The 17,863-nt window shown below is 59.9% G+C and carries 17 protein-coding genes; 11 read left to right on the top strand and 6 right to left on the bottom strand.

What is annotated here, in order from left to right; all coding sequences use genetic code 11:
• Window positions 1-22: 22 nt before the first annotated feature.
• Genes R3E49_RS07585 through ppsA form a run of 4 tightly spaced genes read right to left on the bottom strand, consistent with a single transcriptional unit; the run spans window position 23 to window position 5,496 of the window.
• Window positions 23-547, bottom strand: a complete 525-nt coding sequence (locus R3E49_RS07585) for a ferritin family protein (RefSeq protein WP_371294500.1) — start codon at window positions 545-547, stop codon at window positions 23-25.
• Window positions 544-1,356, bottom strand: coding sequence for a thiamine pyrophosphate-dependent enzyme (locus R3E49_RS07580; RefSeq protein WP_371294499.1), 813 nt, complete (start codon window positions 1,354-1,356; stop codon window positions 544-546). The genes R3E49_RS07585 and R3E49_RS07580 overlap by 4 nt, the downstream gene beginning before the upstream one ends.
• Window positions 1,346-3,070 carry a 2-oxoacid:acceptor oxidoreductase subunit alpha gene (locus R3E49_RS07575; RefSeq protein WP_371294498.1) on the bottom strand — a complete coding sequence of 575 codons (1,725 nt, stop codon included), beginning with the start codon at window positions 3,068-3,070 and terminating at the stop codon, window positions 1,346-1,348. Before R3E49_RS07575 ends, R3E49_RS07580 begins: the two co-directional genes overlap by 11 nt.
• Complete coding sequence (gene ppsA, locus R3E49_RS07570) at window positions 3,067-5,496, bottom strand: phosphoenolpyruvate synthase (RefSeq protein ID WP_371294497.1); 2,430 nt, start codon at window positions 5,494-5,496, stop codon at window positions 3,067-3,069. The genes R3E49_RS07575 and ppsA overlap by 4 nt, the downstream gene beginning before the upstream one ends.
• A 222-nt stretch (window positions 5,497-5,718) precedes the next feature.
• On the opposite strand from ppsA, the gene R3E49_RS07565 reads away from it, so the two are divergent.
• From R3E49_RS07565 to hypE, 11 genes are read left to right on the top strand one after another with little or no spacing between them, the layout of a single operon-like run.
• Window positions 5,719-6,798: a 4Fe-4S dicluster domain-containing protein gene (locus tag R3E49_RS07565; RefSeq protein WP_371294496.1), complete on the top strand. Its 1,080-nt coding sequence runs from the start codon at window positions 5,719-5,721 to the stop codon at window positions 6,796-6,798.
• On the top strand, window positions 6,795-7,262 hold the full coding sequence (locus R3E49_RS07560) for a cyclic nucleotide-binding domain-containing protein (protein ID WP_371294495.1): 468 nt from the start codon (window positions 6,795-6,797) through the stop codon (window positions 7,260-7,262). Before R3E49_RS07565 ends, R3E49_RS07560 begins: the two co-directional genes overlap by 4 nt.
• Window positions 7,259-8,080 carry an FAD/NAD(P)-binding protein gene (locus R3E49_RS07555; RefSeq protein WP_371294494.1) on the top strand — a complete coding sequence of 274 codons (822 nt, stop codon included), beginning with the start codon at window positions 7,259-7,261 and terminating at the stop codon, window positions 8,078-8,080. The genes R3E49_RS07560 and R3E49_RS07555 overlap by 4 nt, the downstream gene beginning before the upstream one ends.
• Window positions 8,080-8,907: an oxidoreductase gene (locus R3E49_RS07550; protein ID WP_371294493.1), complete on the top strand. Its 828-nt coding sequence runs from the start codon at window positions 8,080-8,082 to the stop codon at window positions 8,905-8,907. Before R3E49_RS07555 ends, R3E49_RS07550 begins: the two co-directional genes overlap by 1 nt.
• The gene (locus R3E49_RS07545) at window positions 8,897-10,222 is read left to right on the top strand and encodes a Ni/Fe hydrogenase subunit alpha (protein WP_371294492.1); all 1,326 of its coding nucleotides are present in this window, start codon (window positions 8,897-8,899) and stop codon (window positions 10,220-10,222) included. The genes R3E49_RS07550 and R3E49_RS07545 overlap by 11 nt, the downstream gene beginning before the upstream one ends.
• A 19-nt stretch (window positions 10,223-10,241) precedes the next feature.
• The gene (locus R3E49_RS07540; protein WP_371294491.1) at window positions 10,242-10,679 is read left to right on the top strand and encodes a hydrogenase maturation protease; all 438 of its coding nucleotides are present in this window, start codon (window positions 10,242-10,244) and stop codon (window positions 10,677-10,679) included.
• A 7-nt stretch (window positions 10,680-10,686) separates the two neighbouring features.
• Window positions 10,687-10,938, top strand: coding sequence for a hydrogenase/urease maturation nickel metallochaperone HypA (locus R3E49_RS07535; RefSeq protein WP_371294490.1), 252 nt, complete (start codon window positions 10,687-10,689; stop codon window positions 10,936-10,938).
• Window positions 10,925-13,072 carry a carbamoyltransferase HypF gene (gene hypF / locus R3E49_RS07530; protein ID WP_371294489.1) on the top strand — a complete coding sequence of 716 codons (2,148 nt, stop codon included), beginning with the start codon at window positions 10,925-10,927 and terminating at the stop codon, window positions 13,070-13,072. The genes R3E49_RS07535 and hypF overlap by 14 nt, the downstream gene beginning before the upstream one ends.
• Window positions 13,063-13,311 carry a HypC/HybG/HupF family hydrogenase formation chaperone gene (locus R3E49_RS07525; RefSeq protein ID WP_371294488.1) on the top strand — a complete coding sequence of 83 codons (249 nt, stop codon included), beginning with the start codon at window positions 13,063-13,065 and terminating at the stop codon, window positions 13,309-13,311. Before hypF ends, R3E49_RS07525 begins: the two co-directional genes overlap by 10 nt.
• Window positions 13,298-14,401, top strand: a complete 1,104-nt coding sequence (hypD, locus tag R3E49_RS07520) for a hydrogenase formation protein HypD (protein WP_371294487.1) — start codon at window positions 13,298-13,300, stop codon at window positions 14,399-14,401. The genes R3E49_RS07525 and hypD overlap by 14 nt, the downstream gene beginning before the upstream one ends.
• Entirely contained in the window at window positions 14,394-15,404 is a 1,011-nt protein-coding gene (hypE, locus tag R3E49_RS07515) for a hydrogenase expression/formation protein HypE (protein WP_371294486.1), read from the top strand. The genes hypD and hypE overlap by 8 nt, the downstream gene beginning before the upstream one ends.
• Before the next feature lie 116 nt (window positions 15,405-15,520).
• Here hypE and R3E49_RS07510 read toward each other — a convergent pair whose 3' ends face one another.
• Complete coding sequence (locus tag R3E49_RS07510) at window positions 15,521-16,294, bottom strand: ion transporter (RefSeq protein WP_371294485.1); 774 nt, start codon at window positions 16,292-16,294, stop codon at window positions 15,521-15,523.
• Complete coding sequence (locus tag R3E49_RS07505) at window positions 16,294-17,775, bottom strand: hypothetical protein (RefSeq protein ID WP_371294484.1); 1,482 nt, start codon at window positions 17,773-17,775, stop codon at window positions 16,294-16,296. The genes R3E49_RS07510 and R3E49_RS07505 overlap by 1 nt, the downstream gene beginning before the upstream one ends.
• Between the last annotated feature and the right edge of the window lie 88 nt (window positions 17,776-17,863).

Raw genomic sequence — 17,863 nt, 5'->3', positions numbered from 1 at the left:
GGGTATTGGCGGACCTGGCTGCCTAATCCGGCTGGTGGGGCGGGTCGATGTCCGGCGCCGGCGGCGCCGCACTGTTCTCTCGCTGCAGCGTTGCCAGCCTCGCCTGCAGGAGGCTAGCGTGCTCGCGCTCCTCCGCCGCAAACTCCGCGGCGTATTTCACGATCTCCGGGTCTGTTGAGCGGGCCGCAACGTCGGCGTAAAAATCCGCCGCTGCGGTTTCCTGCCTGATCATCAGGCCCAGTGCCGTCTCCGGCTGCATTTCGTAGCGCAGGTCGGCATAGGCGCCGGTCTCCGGCGGCTCTTCGTCGGGCCAGGCGAACTCCCAGGGCTTGAGACGCGGCAGGTCGTGGCTGGCACAGATGGCGGCGACCTCTTGCGCGTGCAGGTCACTGTAGGTGGCCAACTCGTCGAACAGTGCTGCCAGGGCCTGCTGCCGGTGGTGACGCATCGTGTCGGCAAATTCGCGCAAACGCTCGGCAGATTCCTGTTCCAGTTCCAGGCTGTGGGCGAGGAACAGGGACAAATCCGTGATCAGATCGTTATTCACAGTGCAAACCCCGCTCGTGGATCTTCCCCCCCGCCAGCCTGTGGATGCATCCGCGGCCATACGGGCCGCGGATTGCGGTACAGAATACCCTTGCCGAAACCGTCGTCCGCGTGAATCAGCGCTGCAGCCTCCGCGGCGGTTGCAGGCGTGCCCTCCACAGGGTGCACGCGCTGTTTCCAGGCAGTTTGCTCTGGTACAAAGGTCACGCACTGGCTGAGCACGTGAATGAAGGCAAAGCCGGGAAAGGCCATGGCCTCAAAGATAAGCTGTGCCAGGCCGTTGGGATCCCCGCTGTAGCCACGGGCGATAAAGCCGGCACCGCTGGCCAGGGCGATGGCGCAGGGCTGGAAGGCGCGCATCTCGGTGCCGTGAGGGGTCAGTTTGCCATCCAGCCAGGATTCCGGACTGGTGGGAGATGCCTGCCCCTTGGTCATGCCGTAGACCTCGTTGTCCATTGCAATGTAGACAATATTCACGTTGCGGCGGCAGGCGTGGAGGAAGTGGTTGCCGCCAATCGAAAAGCCGTCGCCATCGCCGCCCACTGCGACTACCTCGAGATCGGGGCGCGCCACTTTCAGGCCGGCGGCCAGGGGTAGTGCCCGCCCGTGCACACCGTGGAAACCGTAGCTGCTGACGTAGGCGGGCAGGCGCGAGGAGCAGCCAATGCCGGAGACGATCGCCGTATTGTGGCTGGCAACCTCGCGCGCAGCCATGGCCTTGGTGATTGCGTTGAGCACACTGTAGTGGCCACAACCCGGGCACCAGATAGGCTTGATCCCGGATTTGTAGTCTCTCGCTTTAAGTGGCATTGGCCGCCTCCAGTGCTGTGTAGATGTCCCGGGGTTGGATCGCTGTGGGCCCGGGCAGCGCCAGGCTCTCGAAGGCGAGTTGCGGCAGCAGGGAGCGCAGGTAGTGCCAAAGCTGTGCCCCATGGTTGTGCTCTACCACCAGAAGTCGGGTGCCGGACGCAAGCAGGGTTGCCAGCTGTTTCGTGGGCAGCGGCGCCAGCAGGCGCAGACTGAGCACCGCGACCTCGCGCCCAGCGCCTGCCATGGCCGCCTGCGCCTCCAGCGCGGTGGCGGTGACCGACCCCATACAAAGGATCACGGGGCGCTGGTCCACCTGGCCGACGAGTTCGGCCCAGTGCCCACCGAAGTCCCAGTCGGCGAGCTTGCGCCAGCGTTTATCCAGCTGCATGCGGTGGTCCCGGGCACGCGGTGACGGGATGGCATTCTCGCTGTGTTCGAGGCCATCGGCGGTATACATGTGGCCCGGCTCACCGGGTAGGGCCAGCGGCGACACACCCGAATCCGTGTCGCGATAGCGCAAGTAGGGTTCTGCTTCTTGCGAGCTGTCGACGGCGGCCCGTGGGCAGTCGCTCCCGGGCGCATCAATCACCTGAATGGACTGGCCAAGGGACTGGTCGCTTAGCACGATCACCAGGGTTTGCAGGCGGGTTGCCAGATGCACCGCCCACGCGGCAGTGAAGTGGCAGTCGGCGATCGACTGTGCCGCCAGCACAATATGCGGGGCATCACCGTGCATGCCGTAGAGCGCCAGGTTCAGGTCGCTCTGTTCGCTCTTGGTGGGAATACCCGTGGAAGGGCCGCCGCGCATGACATCGACCACCACTGCCGCGGTCTCGCTGGCGACTGCGAGTCCCATGGCCTCGCTCATCAGCGCCATTCCGGGGCCAGAGGTGGCGGTCATGGCCGGCACGCCACCAAACCCTGCGCCAATCACCATGTTGATGGCCGCGAGTTCATCTTCGGCCTGCACCAGATGGCCGCCGTAGTGCTCGATATGGTGGGCCAGCCACTCCAGCAGGTCGGACGCGGGTGTGATGGGATAGGCCGCGACAAAACGTACCCCGGCCTCAAGCGCGCCCAGCGCCGCCATCTGGTTGCCGCTGGCAAGCCAGCGTTGGGGCTGCCCGGGGGCAGTCGCCGCGGGCACCGGTAATGTGGCGAGGAGTTCCCGTAACGGATCCGGCAGTGCCTGGGCAAACCCGGCCTGCAGTGCCCGGCAGGCGGCATCCAGCACTGCATCGTCGTGTTTTTCGAGGCGCGCGCGCAGTAGCGTCTCCGCCGCGGCGCATGTGCAACCCAGGCCGCTGGCGAGCATCCCGAAAAACACCATGTTCAGCCACCCCGAGTCCGCGGTGGCAGCAATCCCTGGGGCGTCAACAGTCAGGAGATTGTCGGGGGTGACCCCGGGTGGAGGGACGTCGGTGCCGGTATGCAGGACCAGGGTGCTGGCGCTGATCGGCACTTCATCGGCAAAACGTGCAAAGTTCTGCCAGTCCAACGCAACCAGCAGGTCAATCGTAGCCGGTATCGTCGATACCGGCGCGTCGCCCAGGCGCAAGATGGCGGCTGATTCGCCACCGCGGATCTGTGGGCTGAAGGTCTTTTTCAGCATGCCGTAGCCGCCGACCTCCGCATACAGCCGCAGGACCAGTTCACCGGTCGAGATTGCGCCGGCGCCACCACTGCCGCTGATCGCCAGGGTGAGAGTTGTCATAATTGCTGCGTTCCAGAGTCATTGGGTTGTGGTGTCATGCGGGCCACGCCTGATTCCACGTCCAGAACCAGCTGTGTCATTTTCAGAATACTGTCGGGATTCAGCGCGATGGATTCAATGTCCTGCTCTACGAGCCAGCGGGTTATCTCGGGAAAATCAGACGGCGCCTGCCCACAGATACCGATGTATTTCCCCGCTTTCTTGCAGGCCCGAATGGCCATCCCCATAAGTGCGGCAACGGCGTCGTTGCGCTCATCGAACTCCGTCAGGAGTTCTGAATCCCGGTCTACCCCGAGTGTGAGTTGTGTCAGGTCATTTGAGCCAATCGAAAAGCCATCGCAATGCTCCAGAAAGCGCTCTGCCAGCAATGCATTGGCCGGGATTTCGCACATGAGATGAATACGCAGGCCATTCTCTCCCCGGCGCAGACCTTGTCCCGCCATCAGTTCCATGACCTTGATTTCCTCTTCCACGCTGCGGACGAAGGGAATCATCAACTCCAGATTGGCAAGCCCCATGACGTCGCGGACTCGCTTTACCGCATCGCACTCCATGGCGAAGCAGTCCGCGAAGCGTGGTGAGTGGTAACGGGATGCCCCCCTGAAGCCGAGCATCGGGTTGTCCTCCCGTGGTTCGTAGTCCACACCACCAAGCAACTGCGCATATTCATTGGACTTGAAGTCGCTCATGCGCACGATCACTGGCTTCGGGTAAAAGGCAGCCGCGATAGTGCCTATTCCTTCGGCGAGACGACCGACATAGAACTCCCGGGGACTGCCGTAGCCTGCGATCCGTTCGCGTATCTCTGACTGTAGCGACGGCTCAAGCTTGTCGATATCCAGCAGGGCCTGGGGGTGCACGCCGATGTGATCGTTGATGATGAACTCGATTCGGACCAGGCCGACGCCATCATTCGGCAGCCGACTGAACTCGAGGGCACGTCCGGGGTTGCCAACGATCATCATGATTTTTGTGCGTGGGCGTATACCCGCCTCAAGATTGAACTCCACAGTCTCGAAGGATAGCCGTCCGTCATAGACCTTCCCCGTTTCGCCCTCGGCACAGCACACCGTTACCGCCTGCCCGTCGCTCAGTCGATCCGTTGCATCGACAGTCCCGACGATGGCAGGAATACCCAGTTCACGGGCAATGATAGCCGCGTGGCAGACGCGCCCGCCGCGATTGGTGACAATCGCGCTGGCACGTTTCATGATGGGCTCCCAGTCAGGGTCGGTCATGTCAGTCACGAGTACATCGCCGTCTTCGATATCGGCCATGTGCGAGGCATCGAGTATCGTTTTCACCGTGCCGCTGCCAATGCGCGCGCCCACGCTTTTGCCGGTGAGCAAGACCTTGCCCTTTTCCGACAGGCGGTAGCTCAGCTGTTTGCTGGCGTCCAGGTTTGAGTGCACAGTCTCCGGGCGAGCCTGAACAATGAACAGTTCGCCACTCCGGCCATCTTTGGCCCACTCAATATCCATGGGTCTCCCGTAGTGGCGTTCGATGCTGATTGCCAGGTGGGCCAGCTGCAGCACTTCGTCGTCGGTGATCGCAAAGCGCTCGCGATCCTCACGACGCACCTCGACGTTGCGGGTAGCCACGCCGGTAACGCCGTCTTTGCTGTACACCATCTTCAGGGCCTTCGAACCCAGCTGCCTGCGAATGATGGGCCGAAAGCCGTCCGCCAGTGTGTTCTTGTAAACCAGGAATTCATCAGGCGTAACCGCCCCCTGGACCACGTTTTCACCGAGGCCGTATGCGGCGGTAACCATGACCACGTCGGTAAAGCCACTCTCCGTATCGATGCTGAACATGACGCCGGATGAGGCAAGGTCGGAACGCACCATGTTCTGTACACCGACGGACAGTGCCACTGCCATGTGGTCGAAGCCCTTGTGCACGCGGTAGGCGATGGCGCGGTCTGTGAACAGTGACGCGAGCACCCGTTTGCAGCTGCGCTGCAGGTGCTCTTCGCCCTGTATGTTGAGGTAGGTCTGCTGTTGCCCCGCAAATGAGGCGTCAGGCATGTCCTCGGCAGTTGCGGATGACCGTACGGCGACCTCGGGGTCCATGCCGCCGTTTTTCTGTCTCAGGATGTCGTAGGCGGCGTTGATCTCTGCGGCGATTTCAGGAGGCATTTCACCATCGACAATCCAGCCGCGGATGCTGGCACCCACAGTGGCCAACGCGCGGACATCCGCGATATCCAGCTGGGCCAGTGCCTCGGTGATCTTGTTGCGAAGATCGTTATGATCAAGGAATGCGTAGTAGGCTGCAGCCACCGTAGCAAAGCCATCCGGCACCTGTATTGCCTGGCCGGACAGTGTGCTGTACATCTCGCCCAATGAGGCATTCTTGCCTCCTACCAAAGGCACATCACCGATGCCCAGTTCAGAGAACAGTCGAACGTAACTGAAGTTACTCATGACATTGCCTCCCACGTCCCGATTTCAGTGTGTTCGCAACGCGGGCCAGGATTATTGACCTGCCTCAAGATTCAGTGGGATTCCGCCGGCTTCACTGGCATTTTTGCGGTTCGGGGTGTCGTCCGCACAAATTCTTCTACAGAATAGACGGGGTGATAAGAATACGGGTTTAGCCGCGCAGCACTTCGCAGCGCCGGCGTGTTGCCCCGATACTGGAAGGCCATGCTTATGCAACGCTGGACTCCAAGGGATTTACAGGCGCTGATCGACGGCTTGCGTGCCGAGGGGGTTCGCGTACTTGGTCCAAGGGTGGGCGATGCGGCCATACTCTACGATGAGATTGAAACTCTGCCCATCGGATGTGGTGACGAGCAGGCCCCCGGCCACTATCGTCTGACCGCGAGACACGATCAGAGTCGCTTCGGTTACAACCTGGGCCCGTCGACCTGGAAACAGTTCCTGTTTCCGCCAGAGGAGGCGATATTTCGTGTGCAGGACGGGGAGTTTATCAGCTGCCGTGAGCAGCCCGATAAAATGGCTTTTTTCGGTGTCCGAGCCTGCGAGCTGGCCGCGATTTCGATTCAGGACCGGGTATTCATGGGCGACTTTGCCGACCCTGGCTACGCCTCGCGCCGTGAAAACCTGCTGCTGATTGCGGTCAACTGCTCCCAGGCTTCGGGTAACTGTTTTTGCGCATCTACCGGTGATGGCCCTGCAGTGGGTGTCGGCGCCGACCTGATCCTGACCGAGCTGCGGCCGGAGGATCCCTACTACCTGGTGGAGGCTCAAACCGAAGCTGGCCAATTGATGATCTCGGCTATCGGTGGCCCTGCGGCGGCAACCGGGGAAATCGACGCCCGGGATGAAGTCCTGGCCGCGACCCGACTGCAGATGCAGCGCGAGTTTGCCACCGAGGGCATTGCCGAGGCACTGTACTCCGCCCTTGATCATCCGCATTGGGATGTGGTCGCCGAGCGCTGTCTGGCCTGCGGCAACTGCACCCAGGTCTGCCCGACCTGTTTTTGTAGCTCAACCCGGGAGCATGTAAACCCTGTCGGTCTTGGGGTGACGCACATGCGCCGCTGGGAATCCTGCTTTGCTGCCGATCACTCCTATCTTTCCGGTGGTGTGGTACGCCCGAGTGTGAAGTCGCGCTATCGCCAGTGGTTGACGCACAAGCTGGCAGGCTGGGAGCTACAATTTGGCGTGTCCGGCTGCACGGGATGCGGGCGCTGCATCAGTTGGTGTCCGGTTGGCATTGATTTGACGGAGGAAGTTGCCGAGATCAGGCGGCCGCTATGAGAACTGTTGGCGACGAGTTGCGGGCCCATCCGTTCTTCGCTGGACTGAGTGAGGACTGCATGCAGTTGATCGCAGGCTGTGGCGAACATGTGGTGTTCCGGTCAGGTGCGACGATAGCCAGCGAAGGCAGTGCGGCCAATGAGTTTTATGTCATTGAGCGAGGGCGGGTCGCGTTGCAGCTACACACGTCGGCAACGGGCGCTTTACTCATACAAACGCTCGATGCCGGCGATATTCTGGGCTGGTCCTGGCTGTTTCCGCCGTTTCGCTGGTCGATTGAGGCAATAGCGATGCAGGATGTGCATGCCATTCGACTCGACGGTAAATGTCTGCGCCATAAGTGTGATACTGACCCCGTGATGGGGTACGCCCTCATGCAGCGCTTTTCCTACATTATGAGTCAGCGCGTAGAGGCCACGCGACTGCAGGTGCTGGACCTGTATGGGAGCGCGAACGCCCCGTGAAGGACCCGCTGCTGCCCCAAGGCGTCGAGATTCAATCCTGGCAGCAGGAAAGCGAGCTCGTGTTTACTTTTCAGGTCGAGCCGCCGGAAGGCTACGGGACCTTTCGTGCGGGCCAGTTCAATATGCTCTACCTGCCCGGCATCGGTGAATCGGCGATATCTATCAGCGGTGACCCGGCTGACAGAAATCACCTGACGCACACAGTCAGGGCAGTAGGCACTGTGACGCGAGCTCTGCGCGGTCTCAGGCCACCTGCCCGCATCGGTCTGCGTGGTCCTTTCGGTCGAGGTTGGCCTCTGGCCGCTGCCGAAGGTCGGGAACTGCTCCTGATGGCGGGTGGGATCGGATTGGCGCCACTGCGGCCGGTACTGTTTCAGGCTCTCGCTGCGCCTGAGCGCTATCGACGAGTTACCCTGTTGCTGGGCGCTCGTTCCCCGGAGGAGCTGCTGTATGCCGAACAGCTGCTACGCTGGAAATCAGATGCCGGCCTGCAGTTGCTGGCAACCGTCGACGCGGCCTCCGCCGAATGGCGCGGCGACGTCGGTGTTATCACCGACCTGGTGCAGAGGGCAGGTATAAACCCGCAGCAAACCGTGGCAATGGTCTGTGGGCCGGAAATCATGCTGCGTTTCTCCGCAAGACGGTTGCGGGAGCTCGGCGTCGCCAGCGACGCGATTCATGTCTCCCTGGAACGCCACATGCAGTGTGCCACCGGCTTCTGCGGCCATTGTCAGCTGGGCCCGTATTTTCTCTGCAAGGACGGGCCGGTATTCGCCTATCCTGATGTGGAACACTATCTCATGACGCAGGAATTCTGATGGCTATGCCTGCTCAGCCGCGACTGGCCGTTTTCAAGTTTGCGTCCTGCGATGGGTGCCAGTTAAGCCTGCTCGATTGCGAGGATGAATTGCTGAGCATCTCTGAACGGGTCGATATTGTGCATTTCCCCGAGGCATCCAGACGGATGCTGAAGGGCCCCTACGATATCGCTCTGGTGGAGGGTTCTATCACTACCGCGCATGATCGCGAACGTCTCACCGAGATTCGCGAGCAGAGCCGCTTCCTGATCTGTATCGGCGCCTGTGCCACAGCGGGTGGCCTGCAGGCTATGCGCAACTTCGCTGATGTCAGTGACTATGCCCGCACGGTCTATCCCCATCCGGAGTACCTTTCGACGCTGGAGACCTCTACGCCGATCGCTGACCATGTCGCCGTCGATTACGAGCTGCATGGCTGCCCCGTCGACAAGTATCAATTGCTGGAAGTGGTGCTGGCTTTCGCCAGCGGGCGAAGTCCCCAGATCGCCCGCGAAAGCGTTTGTATGGAGTGCAAAGCCCGGGGCAATGTCTGCGTACTCGTTGCCCAGGGGCAGCATTGTCTGGGCCCGATTACCCAGGCTGGCTGCGGTGCATTGTGTCCTGCCTACAACCGCGGTTGCTATGGTTGCTTCGGGGTGAAAGAGCAGGCTCAGGTGGGTTCGCTGATTGACCATTTGCGAGTGCACCATGGTATGACCCTGGACCAGGCCAGGCGCAGCCTGCGAGCCTACAATCCTACAGCTGAACCGCTGCAGATCATCGCCCTGCAGTGCGAAAAGGACGATGTTTCCGGTAGCAAAAGAGGGAGCGGTGGCCATGACGGGTAAAGACATTCCGGTCAGGGCCGGGTTGAAAACCCGGCGTATTGATGTGGGTTATCTCGCCCGGGTGGAAGGCGAGGGTGCCCTGATGGTGGATGTGGTTGACGGTGAGCTCAGGGACGTCCAGTTAAAGATTTTTGAACCGCCGCGCTTCTTCGAGGCTTTTTTGCAGGGCCGAGAACTGACAGAGGCGCCGGACATCACCGCGCGCATTTGCGGAATATGCCCCGTGGCCTACATGATGAGCGCCGTGCATGCGCTGGAGGCGATGCTCGGTATCCGCCCCGACGAGGGCATCCGCCGATTACGCCGGCTGCTGTACTGCGGTGAATGGATTGAAAGTCACGTTTTGCATATCTATATGCTCCACGCACCGGATTTCCTCGGTTTCGACGACGCAATCACACTGGCTCGGGAGCATCCGGACGTGGTGAAACGCGGCCTGCGCATGAAAAAAGCGGGTAACGATATCGTCAAGTTGCTGGGTGGTCGGGAAATTCATCCCATCAATGTCCGCGTGGGCGGGTTCTACAAGATTCCCGAAGTCGCGGCATTCACCGCGCTGCTTGATGAACTGAAGTGGGCCCGTGACGCGGCCGCAGAGACAGTGTTCTGGGCAGCCGGTCTCGATATTCCGGATATGCATCGCGACTATGAGTTCGTCGCACTGCGCCACGATAGCGACTATCCCTTCAGCGAGGGGCGCATTGTGTCCAGCCGCGGGCTTGATATTGCGATGGCACAGTACCCAAGCCATTTCTCAGAGCGTCAGGTGCCCCACAGCAATGCCCTGCACTCAGTGCGCACGCCTGACAATACGCCTTACTTTGTCGGTCCCATGGCTCGATACAACCTGAATCGCGATCGCCTTTCGAGCGCGACCCGGAAGCTCGCATGCGAAGTCGGTTTTGATCGCACGGTGGATAACCCCTTTGAGAGCATCGTGGTGCGCGCGCTGGAAGTTTTTCAGGCATTCGACGAAGCCATTCGGCTGATAGACGATTTTATCGTTCCAGCACGGGCGGCAGAAGTGGTTCCCGCGGGTGGCGGTGTGGGGATGGCGGCCACAGAAGCGCCGCGTGGGTTGCTTTTTCACCGCTATGAAGTCGGTGAGGACGGGCTTATCACCCTGGCCAACATTGTGCCGCCAACCTCACAGAACCAACTGACGATCGAGCAGGACCTGCACGAGCTGGTAGCGGGCAATCTTCATCTCGCCGAGAGCGAGCTGACTGTGCTCTGTGAGCAGGCGATTCGAAACTATGATCCCTGTATTTCCTGTGCGACCCACTTCCTTAAGCTACAGTTACGTCATGGCTAGAGGGGGCAGAATTGTGACTGTGGGTAATTCCTACCGCGGAGATGACGGTGTTGGACCCTACGTCTTCAGCAGATTGTCCGAGGCGCTTCCGGGGTTGGATCTGGTGGCATCTGACGGCGAGGTCAGTGGACTTATTGCCGCGTTCCAGGGCTGTGATGAATTGCTGCTCATCGATGCCGTGGATGCTGTTGGCGCGGGGTTATGCCCGGGCAGCGTGATCTGGTTGGAGGCGAATGACCCGGCGCTTGCCGACGTCGGGCTGCGCGCCAGCACACATGCCATGGGCGTGGCCGAGGCTATCGCGTTGGCTCGATCACTCGGTTCCCTGCCTGACCGTTTCACCGTAATTGCTATTGCCGGCGCGTGCTTTGGTCAGGGGCAGGGCCTTTCCGCTGACGTGATGGCGGCCGCGGACCGCCTTGTCGCAGAACTCAGCGGACGGTATGGCTATGCATGAGGCTGGATTGATCAGGGATTTGCTCGAAAAAATCAACGAGTTAGCCAGTCGGGAAGCGGCGACGTCGGTGACACGGGTAACGGTCTGGCTGGGTGCCCTGAGCCATATTTCACCGGAACATTTTGCCGAGCATTTTCGCAACGAAACTGTCGGCAGCCTGGCGGAGGGTGCCGAGCTCACAGTCGAAACATCGTCAGATATCAACCATCCTCAGGCCCAGGCTATTCTCTTGAGGAGTATCGACATTGCCGAAGTCTGAGTGCCGCCATATTCAGGTTACCGGCCTGGTCCAGGGGGTGGGTTTTCGGCCTTATGTATACCGGCTGGCGCAGCGCTTGGGCCTGCAGGGTGAAATACGCAATCGTTCCTCAGGGGTGAGCATTACAGTACAGGGCCAGATGGCGGTGCTGGACCAGTTTTTGAATGAGCTTCGCCGGAATGCGCCCGGAGAGCGGCATGAGTTTTCGGTGAATGTGGCCGCCGCAACAGCGCACAGCGACTTTGTGATTGCTCCGAGTCAGACTGACGCCGGCATCGCCGGAACGCTGCTTGCGGATCAGGCAATCTGCGAGGACTGTCGTCGCGAGTTTCACGATCAGAGCGATCGGCGTTACCACTATCCGTTTATCAGCTGCGCGTCCTGTGGGCCGCGCTTTTCCATTTGTAGGCGGCTCCCCTGGGATCGGATCAATACCAGCTGGAGCCGGTTTTCCCTCTGCGCAGCGTGTCGACAGGAGTACGAGTCGCCTCTGGACCGTCGCTTCCACGCCGTGGGTATTTCCTGTCCGGACTGTGGTCCGGTGTTGTTCACTGCTGACGGTCTGCAGGGCGAGGCGGCAGTACAGGAGGCCTGTGCTGTGCTGGAGCGCGGTGGTGTGGTTGCCGTCAAAGGTAGTGCCGGATTCCACTTGCTGGTGGATGCGCAGAATCCGGCGGCTGTTGCGCGCCTGCGGGAGCGCAAGCGACGCAGTAAACCACTCGCAGTGCTGGCCCCGACGTTTGAATGGGTGCTTGAAAACGCCCATACCGAGGCTGCAGAGCGTGCTGCACTTAAGGGATCTGCAGCACCTATCGTGTTGCTCAGGGCGTATGGCGGGATACACGAATCATTGGCGCCTGGTTTGGGTACACTGGGCGTCATGTTGCCCAGCAGCGGGATTCAGCTCTCCATAATGCGGGAGCTGCAGCGCCCTCTGGTCGTTACGAGTGCCAATCTTTCCGGTGCGCCGCTGATTCATGAAAATGACACCGCACTGTCTGCGTTGGCTGACATTGCCGATGCGTTCCTGTTGCACGATCTTGATCTGGTACAGGGCCTGGATGATGCCGTACTGCGGGTCATGGCTGGCCAGTCGGTCAGTCTTCGACTTGGGCGAGGCTTGGCGCCCCAGATACACACTGTACCGGTAGCCCACTCATCGCTGGGTTGTGGCGCGCATTTGAAGGTCAACCTCGCGATGCAAGAGAGGCATACGCTGATCGTTGGCCCGTACATCGGCGATCTTCAGGGAGCTGGCAACAGGCAGCGTTATCTCCAGCAGAAGTCCACAATGCCCGCTTTTTTCCAGATTGATGCAGGGACTGAAGTCACTGATCTGCACCCCGATTATGGTTCTAGCGTAGAGGCGGATGACCACGCGCTCACGGTGCCGCACCACGTAGCCCATGCCATGGCTGTTTGGCTGGAGCATCAGCCGGACCCCCCTTTTCAGGCGCTCACCTGGGACGGTGTTGGCCTGGGTCCCGACGGCACGGTCTGGGGGGGAGAGTGCCTGCAGTTTGAGGCGGGAATGGAGTGGCAGCGCCTGGGTAGCATTCGCCCGTTTCAGTTGCCAGCGGGGCACGACATCGCCCGGTTTCCAGGCAGGATCGCCAGAGTCCTGAGCGGCGAGACGTATCCCGGCAGTTCGATTGCCTGCTCAAGCATGGGCCGATTAATCGAGGGTCTCGCCGCACTGGCCGGGCTTCGGGAGGAAAACCTGTTCGAGGCCCAGGTCGCCATGGAGTGGGAAGCGCTCGGCCACCGTGCAACCAACGCGTCGCACATGGATTTCACGTTGGTTGGCGCTGATCTGGACTGGCGCCCGCTGTTGCCGGTGGTTGCTGACCGTAGCGTCAGTCTGTCTGCCCGTGCCCTGGGCTTTCATCAGGCATTGGCCAGAGCGGCGCTGCGCCAGTGCCGTCTGGGGCGTGGTGATAGCGTTCTGCTGTCTGGTGGGGTTTTTCAAAATCGCCTGTTGGTAGAGCTGATGGTTGCTGGCGCCAGGGAACTTGGATTGAAGCTATTGCTGCCCGGGCGACTCCCGCCCAACGATGGAAGTATTGCCGCTGGGCAGTGTGTGGCCCTCGCCATGGGTGCAAAACAGACCGGAGTTTCTCAGCAATGTGCCTAGCGATACCCGGAAGAGTCATCAGCATCAGCGGCGTCGGCCTTGAGCGACAGGCCCTGGTTCGCTTCGGCGATGTTGAACGTGTCGTTAACCTGTGCCTGACGCCAGAGGTAGTAACAGACGACTACGTCATTGTGCACGTGGGTTGCGCGATCCGGGTATTGGATCAGGAGGAGGCACAGCGCGCCTTGTCCCTGCTGCATGAGCTGGCCTCGATGGAGCGCGGTCATGCGGTTTCTTGAGGAGTTTCGGGACCCTGTGCTGGCTGAGGCGATCGTTGCCCGAATCGCTGGCCTGGTAACTCGGCCGTGGGTCCTGATGGAGGTCTGCGGCGGTCAGACTCACGCCATTATCCGGTATGGTATCGATCAATTGCTGCCTGATTCAGTAGAGCTGATTCACGGTCCGGGATGTCCCGTCTGTGTCACGCCAGTAGCCTGCATTGATGAGGCGCTTGAGTTGGCTCGAAGGCAAGACGTGATTTTCGCGACCTTTGCCGACATGTTGCGAGTGCCAGGCAGCGATACGGATTTACTGGCCTGCAAAGCCATGGGAGGAGACGTCCGCACGGTTTACTCACCCCTGGACGCAGTGCAGTTGGCGCGTGAGAATCCCGGGCGCGAGGTCGTTTTCTTTGCGGTTGGCTTTGAAACCACGGCACCCGTAAATGCGCTCAGTGTTGTGCAGGCCAGGGCATCCCGCGTCGACAACTTTTCCCTGTTGGTCAGTCAGGTTCGGGTGCCACCGGCTATTGAAGCAATAGCCGGCTCGCCCGGTAACCGGGTACAGGCCTTTCTTGCTGCGGGACATGTGTGTGCTGTGATGGGCTATTGGGAGTACGAGGCGGTTGCAGCTCGTTTGGGAGTGCCTGTGGTTGTGACCGGCTTCGAACCACTGGATGTTCTCCTCGGTATTGAGGCTGCGCTGGGACAGCTCGAGCGCGGTGAGGCCCGGGTCGAAAACCAATATGCCCGCTGTGTGGACCGGAATGGGAACCGCGAGGCACAGAACTTGATGAAGCAGGTCTTTCGCGAGACCGGACAGTCCTGGCGGGGTTTGGGCAGGCTTGAGGCCTCCGGACTCAAGCTGCAGGGTCGTTACGCCAGCTACGATGCCAGGGAAAAGTTCGCCTTGAGTGGCGTACCGTCCAGGGAGTCAGGTGAGTGCCTCGCCGGAGACGTCCTCACTGGACGCATCCGCCCCTATGAGTGTCCACGTTTCGGCAGGGAATGCACCCCGGATTCCCCACTGGGAGCTACCATGGTGTCCGGTGAGGGCGCTTGCGCGGCGTACTATCGCTACCGCCGAAATGCAGGAGCACACCGTGCCTGAGTGTCGTTTCCCCTTCGCCAGATATCCCGTCGTTACGCTTGCTCATGGTGCCGGTGGTCGTTTCACCCAGCAACTGATACGGGATATTTTCTCTGCGGCCATGACCGATGTGCAGGCGGATCAGGATGGCGCTGATCTCGTTTTTCAGGACCCACCCGACAGTCGCCTGGTGTTCACCACGGACTCCTACGTCGTCAGCCCGCTGGTATTTCCAGGTGGGGATATTGGCAAGCTTTCGGTGATCGGCACCTGCAACGATCTCGCCGTGTGTGGCGCCGAGCCTGCGTATCTGAGCTGTGGCTGGATTATCGAAGAGGGTTTTCCCACCGAGTCATTATTCGCGCTGGCACAGTCCATGGCCCTGGCTGCAGCTGAAGTCGGAGCCAGAATCGTCACCGGCGATACGAAAGTGGTGGAGCGTGGTCACGGTGACGGTGTGTTCCTGAACGTGTCCGGTGTCGGTGTACGCAGGTTTTCCTGCCATCCCCGGCTTATTCAGCCCGGTGACGTGGTGATTGTCTCCGGTGACCTGGGACGGCACGGCGCCTGCATCCTCGCCCAGCGTGAGGACTTGCAGATTCAGACTCCAATAGAAAGTGACTGCGACCACTTGTGGCCCGCCGTCGCGCGCTTATCGCCTTTGGCTGAGTCTGTTCACTGTATCCGCGATCTCACTCGCGGTGGCCTGGCGACGGTCCTGGCCGAGCTCAGTGAAACGGCTTCCCTGCGGATAACTATCGAACGCGACCGGGTGCCCGTCAGCAAGAAAGTGGCCTCGGTCTGCGAGTTATTCGGTATGGATCCTCTGTATATGGCCAATGAGGGCCGAATGGTGCTGTTTGCCGAGCCGTCGCGTGAAGACGAGATTCTGGAGAGTCTGAGTGCCAGTGCCCGAACGATTGGCGTGGTGTCCGAAGGTCGCGGCGTCATCGCCTGCAGTCAGTTGGGTGGAAGCCAGATGCTGGACATGCTGAGTGGTGAGCAATTGCCGCGGATCTGCTAGCGCTGATAGTCATCTGCAGTGCGTGAAATCTATGGGATCGAACGTGTTGAACTCGCACTTGATCTCCGTTTCACGGCTTGCAGTTTTTCTCGCCGGCCATGACGCGCCTGAACTTTTCAGCTGGCGTCATCCTTGAGCGTGGCTTCGCGCGTGCTGACAATTGCCATGGTAATCAGGCCCGTGGGTACCGCGAACACGCCAAGCCCGATCATAAGGGTAAAAAAGGTGAATATCTTGCCGCCCACGGTGACAGGGTACACATCGCCATAACCCACGGTCGTGAGGGTGGCCAGTGCCCACCAGAAAGAATGGAACACGGACGCGAAGGTTTCGGGCTGTGCGTCGCGCTCGAAGAAATAAATTCCCACAGCGGCGAGATAAAACACAAACAGCGCGCCAATGCCAAATACGGCGAGGTCAACGCGCACAAGGCGAAAGGCATCGCCAATGCGTTTGGCGGCATCGACGTAGCGAACGAGCTTGAATAAACGGAACAGCCGAAACAACCAGAGAATGCGCAAGCTGCGCAAATCCAGCCCGAGCTGCAGATAAAATGGCAGAATCACCAGCAAATCGATAAGGCCATAAAAACTGAAGATGAATGCCAGACGTCTTTCGCTAAGCCAGAGACGCAACAGATATTCGATGGTGAATACGGTTATCACGAACACTTCAAACCTGCGCAGGTTGGTGCGTACCTCCTGCGGCAGGTCGGGCAGGGTCTCCACGGTAAACGCCACAATAGAGAGCACAATCAGGGCTTGAATCAATATTTGGCAAATTCGCCCGAAGAGCGTTTTATTACCGGAAAAAACTGTCTGCAGCCGCCTCCGCAGGCTGGTTTTCTCTGCCGTCAACTCTTCCTCCTCCTGTGATTCACCCTCGTGCATCAGCCGGGATAGTCAAAGCGTTGCACGGCGGATTGCTCGCCACTTTTGTAGGTCAGTTGCACGGTCACATAGTCTGTACTGCGCGGCACGGTGATATACATAGGCGTCTTGGCGTCGATGGGTGCCATCCCAGCCTTGTTCCAGGGCTTGAAGCGAAAGTTCTTGTTTGGCTGAGCACTGTTTAATCCGTACTGTATATTCCTGATACTGCCGCGGTAGCTCATCAGGTGCGTGAAGTACAGCAGGCGCTTGCCCTCGTAATCCCGAAAACTCACCCAACTGGTTGTGGTCGATTCCAGAATTCGCTGGTTTGCGTCTTCGCTTTGCTGCTTGCCCTTGAACTCAAAGCTATAAGGCCCCTGCACAACGCCTTTGATATCGCGGTAGCGGATTTCAAGGCGTGTATCACGCTGGCTGGCAGGAAGGGTGAAAAACATTTGCGGCATGGGCTTGCCCGTTTGCGGGTTGATGGCACCGCTATCCCCGGTGCTGCGCGGTTCGGTGCTCCCCTGCACATTCCACAGTATTTCGAGCGCCGGCTCGGCGATGCCGACGGTGACGGTGTAACCGGAATTGTTGACGCCAAAGGACAGAGACACGGGGTTCTCCAGAACACCTTCGCCTAAGCCGTTCAGCGCCTGAAGCCGCGCTGCCGCGTCGTTGCGCCATTCCTCCACCAATGATTGATCGATTATGTGCTTGAGCAGGCCGCCGGCTTCGTCCGCCGTCTGAAACTTCTGCAGGTAACGCTGTTCTGTGCGCTTGTCGGCGAAGGTTTGAAAGCCCAGGCGGCGTGCGGAAACGTCTTCGCTGAGATGGTAGTAAGCCGGTGCAAATTGCGGGTGCTGCTCTGCATAGGTTTCAAGCGCCATTACACGTTGAGGGGCTGGCAGGAGCAGCAGGCGAACATAGGCCGGCATGCCCCCTTCCTTGCCCGCCATCAGGGTTGTGTAGGTTTCGCGAGCCCCCGCGGTGCCTTCCTGCACTTTCAGAAACGCCAAAAACCGGAGATGCGGATCGAGAAGCGGTAAATCACTGCGAAAATAGCTGATATACGAGCGGCGCGCGGCAGAATAATCGCCACCCAGTTCCTGCAGCCGCGCGTTGTGATAGTAGTCTTCCGGCGAGCGCGGCTTGTCGATTAACCCGCCGCTGGCGAAGTTCTCTCTCATCTCCTCCAGCGTACGGAGCACCTGAGCGGAATTATCCTCAAGGCGTGCGGCGCTTTCACGCAGGCTTTGGGTATCTTCGGCAATGCTGTCGAGTTTGGCGTCGATGATACCGAGGCTGGCCTGCAATTCAGCAACGCCCGGGATGGCTGCAGCGATAAACCCGCTTTCTTCCGCGTCTTCAGCGGATTGAAAGAAAACAATCAGGCCAAATACACCGGCTGCAATGCCGCTAAAGGCCACGCTGCCCAGAAGCTCTTCATTGCCACGACGATAGAGAATGAACAGAAGCACGAAGGCAAGTATGGCCATAGCGAACATATAGAATGCGAATGGCGCTATTGGCTGCAGGACATCAGCGATGAGACCGCCAATGGTGCATGCTGAGCCAGTGATTGTG

Source organism: Haliea sp. (genome assembly GCF_041395985.1).
Classification (GTDB): Bacteria; Pseudomonadota; Gammaproteobacteria; order Pseudomonadales; family Halieaceae; genus Haliea.
The sequence above is the reverse complement of the archived record's forward strand: the minus strand, read 5'-3'. Positions and strand labels throughout refer to the sequence as shown.